Consider the following 5872-nt stretch of genomic DNA (forward strand, 5'->3'; position numbering starts at 1 on the left):
GCTCTACGCCCTCCCCTCCGCGCCGGTCATCAGCAGCCCAAGCCTCGCGACGGTGGCCTCCGGGCCGGAAAGCGTGCCGGCGATGCGACCCTCATACATCACCGTGATGCGGTCGCAGAGCATCAGCAATTCCTCGAGATCCTCGCCAATCACGATGATCCCGCAACCCTTCGCCCGCATGGCCAGGAATTTTTCGTGGATGAACCGTGCAGCGCCGATGTCGAGGCCGCGCGTCGGCTGCGAAACGATCAGCACCTTCGGGTCGAAGGCGAGCTCGCGCGCCAAAAGCGCCTTCTGCAGATTGCCGCCGGAAAGCGCGCCGGCGCGCGTCATGGGCCCGGGACAGCGTATGTCATATGCCTTGATCTGCGCTTCGGCGAAGGCGCGGATCGCCACCGGATCGAGCAGCCCCATGCGGCTGAAGGCCTCGGTGCCGATGCGGGGCAGCACCATGGAGTCGGCTAAAGGCAGGTTGGTGACCAGCCCGGTCGTCATCCGGTCTTCCGGGATGCGGCCGAGTCCGAGCGCCTGCAGCGCCCGCGGCGAAAATTGTGCAACTGCTTTGCCGGCTATCGTCATCGAACCGGCACTCGGCGACAGCATGCCGGAGATCACATCAGCCAGCGCCCGCTGGCCATTGCCGGAGACGCCGGCAACGCCGAGGATCTCGCCGGCGCGGACAAAGAGCGAGACCTCGCGCAGCGGCGTGCCGCCATGACCTGAGGTGGAAACGCCGTCGAGCGTCAGCACGGGCGCGCCCGGCGTCGAGACCTCCTTGATCGGCGGCATGATTTCGTGGCCGCACATCAGCTTGGCCATCTCGGCCGAGGTGGTTCCTGCCGGATGATCGACGCGGCCGGCGACCTTGCCATGCCGAAGCACGACGCAACGATGCGTGAGCGCCCTGACTTCGTTGAGCTTGTGCGAGATGAAGATGATGCCGAGCCCTTGCGCCGCCATCGAGCGCAGCGCGGCGAAGAGGCCATCGACCTCGCTGGGCGCCAGCACCGCCGTCGGCTCGTCGAGGATCAGGAGCCTGGCGCCGCGAAACAGCGCCTTGATGATTTCCAGCCGCTGCTGCTCGCCGATCGAGAGCGCCGAGACCGGCAGGCCGGGATCGAGATGTAAGCCATGTTGGCGGCCGATCTCCTTCAGCCGCGCCAGCCCGCCCGTGCGGTCGATGCGGCCGGACTTGCCGGCAATGCCGATCAAGAGGTTTTCCAGCACCGTCAGCCGCGGCGCCAGATGAAAATGCTGATGCACCATGCCGATGCCGGCCGCGAGTGCATCGGCCGAATTGTGGATGGCGACCGGCCTGCCCTCGACCAGGACCTCGCCCGCATCCGGCGCATAAGCGCCGAACAGCACGTTCATGAGCGTCGTCTTGCCGGCGCCGTTCTCGCCGAGCAGGCCAAGGATCTCGCCGGGGGCGACGCTGAGATCTACGCCCTCGTTCGCCTTGACGGCGCCGAAGCTCTTGGTGATGCCGCGCATTTCGATCAGTGGGACGGGCAAGGATGCTCCTAATATCCCTCCCCCTCGAGGGGAGGGTGGCCTGCAGGGCCGGGTGGGGTCGCCCGCGACGCGCTCCATCTTCAGTCGTCAAGGTCGAGCGGTTGAGACGACCCCTCCCGCCTCGCCTCGCCCGGCACCCCTCCCCTCGAGGGGGGGGGGGACTGGTCAATCCGACACCGGCGTGTTCTCGTCGACGTCGACGCGGAAATTGCCTTCCAGGATCTCGGCTCTCTTCTTGGCGACCAGGTCCTTGACCTCGGCCGGCAGCGTCTTCTCGAACTTGTGATAGGGCGCGAGATCGGAGCCGCCCTTGGCCATGCGCGAGAAGTCGCCATAGTCCTGCGCGGTGAAGACGCCCGCCTTGACCAGCTTGATCGCCTGCTCGACCGTCGGATACATATTCCATACCGGGCCGGTGATCACCGTGTCGGGTCCGAGGCTCGACTGATCGGACATGTTGGAGATGGCGTAGATCTTCTTTTCGACCGCCGCCTCGATGACGCCGAAACGCTCGGCATAGATGACGTCGACGCCGGCATCGATCTGCGCGATCGCGGCCTCCTTGGCCTTCGGCGGATCGAAGAAGGAGCCGATGAAGGCGACCTTCCGCTTGATGTTTGGATTGACCTCCTTGGCGCCGGCGAAGAAGGCGTTGACCAGCCGGTTCACTTCCGGAATGCCCATTGCCGCGACAGCGCCGATCGTGCCCGACTTCGACATCTTCCCGGCGATCAGCCCGGAGAGATAGGCCGGCTCGTGGATCCAGTTGTCGAAGACGCCGAAATTGGGTTCGGCCGGCCCGGCGCCGGAGCCGAACAGCCAGGCCGTCTTCGGGAACTGTTTTGCCGTGCGCCGCGATTCGCGCTCGGCGGCGAAGGCGTCGCCCAGCACCAACTGGTAGCCGCCTTGCGCATATTCGCGCATCACGCGGCTGAAGTCGGCGGTCTGCACCTTCTCCGACCATTTGTATTCGATGCCCAGCTCCTTCTCGGCCTTCTGCAGGGCGACATGGATCTGGTTGTCCCAGGGCTCCTCGATCGGCGTCGCGAAGATCGCCGCCACCTTCAGCTTCTTGTCCTTGGCGAAGGCCACGCCGGGCAGCGCCGCCGCGGTCAGCCCGAGGGCGCCGAGTTCCAGCACATTGCGCCGCGACAGGCCGGCGCGTTGCGTTTTGCGATGATCGTTTTCCATTGAAATCCCCTCTGCTCGACGACCGTGTCGAGCCGGCCGTTCAAAACATGTCAGACGGGAGGACTATGGAACGACGCCCGACCTTTGTCCACATGGTCAAATTTGGCTGGAGAGACCCCGCAGAGCGACCCCCTCCTCGCGACTTGTCACCGCACAGCCTTCTCGCCACCCGCCGCCGTGATCACCCCGACGATGATCAGCCCGGTCAGCACCAGCCGCACGCCGGCGCTGACGCCGAAGGTGTTGAGCATGGTGAGCAAAAGCACCAGGAACAGGCCGGCGCCCCAGACGCCGGGCACGTTGGCCTTGCCGCCGGCGACCGAGGTGCCGCCGATGACGACGACCGCGATGGAGGCGAGCAGATATTCATTGCCGATATCGACATTGGCGCCGCGGAAATAGCCGGCAAGCAGCGCGCCGTCGATGCCACCGAGCGCGCCGCAAAGCGTGTAGGTGAGGAAGCGGATGCGGCCGACATTGACGCCGGCCAGCCAGGCGGCGCGGATGTTCTGCCCGATCGCCAGCACCGAGCGGCCATAGATCATGCGCTGCAGCGCCAGCGCCGCGGCGATGGTGAAGACCACCGTCAGCATCGCCAGCACCGGGATCCCCAGCACCTGCCAGTTGGTAAAATCGGCAAAGCCCGGCGGCGGCTTGATCTGCAGGCCGCGCCCGTAGCTGATGTCGACCGACTGGATGATGAAGCTCGCCGACAGCGTCGCGATGATCGGCGGAATCCTGAGCGCCCAGATCAGCAGATAGTTGATGGCGCCGATCGCCGCGCCGCAGGCGAGCGCCGCCAACAGCCCGACGACGATCATCGAATCGCTGCCGCCCATAACCTTCATCGCCACCGCGCTCGCCAGTCCGATATTGGCGGGCAGCGACAGGTCGACATTGCCGGGGCCGAGCGTGATGACGAACATCTGGCCGACGCCGACGATGACGGTGAAGACGGCAAGCGAAAGTGCCGCCGTGACCATGCCGCCGGCGCCATAGCCGCCGGTGAAGGCGACGGTTGCCACCCACACGAGAACGGCGCCGACGAAGGACCAGAGCCAGGGTTTTTCAAGCAGCATCCGGACCGAGGTCATCGTTCACCTCTCCCTGCGGCTGATCAGCACCCGGGCCGCCAGCACGATGATCAGGATCGCGCCATTGGCGGCCACTTGCCAATCGGGCGGGATGTGCGTGAAGGTCAAGAGCGGCGAGGCGGCCAAAGCCAGCGTCAGCGCGCCGATGACCGCGCCGATCGGCGACACCCGGCCGCCGACGAACTCGCCGCCGCCAAGGATGACGCCGGCAATCGAAAGCAGCGTGTAGCCGTTGCCGATATTGGCGTCGGCCGAAGTGGTGATGCCGATCAGCGCCATGCCGGAAAGCACGCCGAACAGGCCGGTCAACGCGAAGAGCACGATCTTTGTCTTGAGCAGCGACCAGCCGGCGCGCCTGAGCGCCGCGGCATTGCCGCCGGAACCGCGCAGGATGACGCCATATGAAGTGCGCATCAGGCCAAAATGCACGATCGCCGCGATGAGCAATGCCGCCAGGATAGGGAACGGGATATAGGGCGGCTTGAAAGACATGATCGCCAGCAGCCAGTCCGGAGCCTTGCCGCCCGGCTTCGGCAGGATAAGGATAGCCAGCCCCTGCCAGACGAAGCTCATGCCGAGCGTCACCACGATCGAGGGCAGGTTGCGCAGATGGATCAGCGCGCCGAGCAGCGCGTAGACGCCGATTGAACCGAGCAGCACAGCGACACCGATGAGCGGCGCATCCCTGAGCCAGGTGGCGGTGACGCAGCCGACAAAGCCGACGAAAGTGCCGATCGACAGATCGAGCTCATTGCCGGCGATGACGAACATCTGCGCGATCGTCGCCAGCGCGATCGGGATCGCCAAGTTCAGCATCAGGTTGAAGCCGAAATAGCTGATGGCGCGCGGGTTGAGCCAGGCGATGGCCATCAACACCAGCGCCAGCGACAGCGCCGGCAGCAGGCTGCGCAGCATGCGTGCGCGGGCCGCGCTGCCGCGAGAGGATTTGGGGAGCGTGCCGGGAGCGATCGCCGTCATCTCAGGCCGTGTCGCCGAACGAGGACTGGATGATCTTCTCCTCCGTCAGTTCGTCGCGCCCAAGATTGGCGACGATGCGGCCGTTCTTGAAGACATAGACATGGTCGCAATTGTCGAGCTCTTCGGTTTCGGTCGTGTACCAGAGGAAGGTGCGGCCCTTTCCGGCCTCCTCGCGCACGAGGTCGTAGACTTCGAGCTTGGTGCCGATGTCGACGCCGCGCATCGGATCGTCCATCAGCACGATCTCGGCATCGGAGCCGAGCGCGCGCGCAAACAGCGCCTTCTGCTGATTGCCGCCCGACAGCGAATAGATGTTGTTGTTCATGTCCGGCGTGCGGATGCCGATCTTCTTCTTCCAGAATTCGGCCAGCTCCGCCTCGCGCTGCGGCGAGATCAACAGGCCGTCGCGCAGGCGCTGAAGCGAGCGGATGCCGATGTTCTGGGCGATCGACCATTGGGCGAAGATGCCGTCCGCCTGGCGGTCGCCGGCGACCAGCGCCACCGGCGCCGTCACTTCGATGCCGGCCCTGGCGCGCGAGGCGGCCGAGAAGATCGCGAGCAGCAGGTCCGTCTGGCCATGCCCCGCGAGTCCGGCAAGGCCGATGATCTCGCCCGCCCGGGCGACAAGCTCCTTGCCATCCTGCTGCCGCGCCGGGCGCGCCCGCACCCTGAGCGCCCCGACCGCGACCTTGCGGGTCTCGGCTGCGGCCTTCTGATGTTCCCCGGCGCCGCCCATCGCGGCGACCAGCTTGTCCCGGTCGAACGCGCTTGCGGCGTCGGCGGCGACCACCTTGCCGTCGCGCATCACCACGATGCGGTCGGCATTCTGCAGCACCTCGCCCAGCACATGGGAGATCAGGATGCAGCTGCCGCCCGCGGCGACGAAGCGGCGCACGAATGAAAGCAGCTGGCCGGCCGTGTGCGCATCGAGCGACGAGGTCGGCTCGTCGAGGATGACCAGCTGCAGCGGCTCGCGGGTCAGCGTGAAGGCGCGCGCCACCTCGACCATCTGGCGGCGGCCGATCGACAGATCGCCGGCAATGTCGTCCGCCGCGATGCCGTGGTCGGGAAAGATCTCGCCGAGCTTGGCCTGG

General features: G+C 66.2%; 5 protein-coding genes. All 5 read right to left on the bottom strand.

Annotated features, from left to right (window positions below; genetic code table 11):
* Positions 1-3 precede the first annotated feature (3 nt).
* Positions 4-1515 carry an ABC transporter ATP-binding protein gene (locus EOA75_RS27375; RefSeq protein WP_127325624.1) on the bottom strand — a complete coding sequence of 504 codons (1512 nt, stop codon included), beginning with the start codon at positions 1513-1515 and terminating at the stop codon, positions 4-6.
* A 165-nt stretch (positions 1516-1680) separates the two neighbouring features.
* Entirely contained in the window at positions 1681-2706 is a 1026-nt protein-coding gene (locus tag EOA75_RS27380) for a BMP family protein (protein WP_067323051.1), read from the bottom strand.
* 146 nt (positions 2707-2852) lie between these two features.
* Entirely contained in the window at positions 2853-3800 is a 948-nt protein-coding gene (locus tag EOA75_RS27385) for an ABC transporter permease (RefSeq protein WP_067323048.1), read from the bottom strand.
* A gap of 3 nt (positions 3801-3803) precedes the next feature.
* Positions 3804-4778, bottom strand: coding sequence for an ABC transporter permease (locus tag EOA75_RS27390; RefSeq protein WP_127325625.1), 975 nt, complete (start codon positions 4776-4778; stop codon positions 3804-3806).
* A gap of 1 nt (position 4779) precedes the next feature.
* Positions 4780-5872: ATP-binding cassette domain-containing protein (locus EOA75_RS27395; protein ID WP_164747589.1), on the bottom strand; the 1093-nt coding region annotated here is incomplete at its 5' end.

Source organism: Mesorhizobium sp. M1A.F.Ca.IN.022.07.1.1, from assembly GCF_003997575.1.
In the GTDB taxonomy this organism is placed as follows: domain Bacteria; phylum Pseudomonadota; class Alphaproteobacteria; order Rhizobiales; family Rhizobiaceae; genus Mesorhizobium.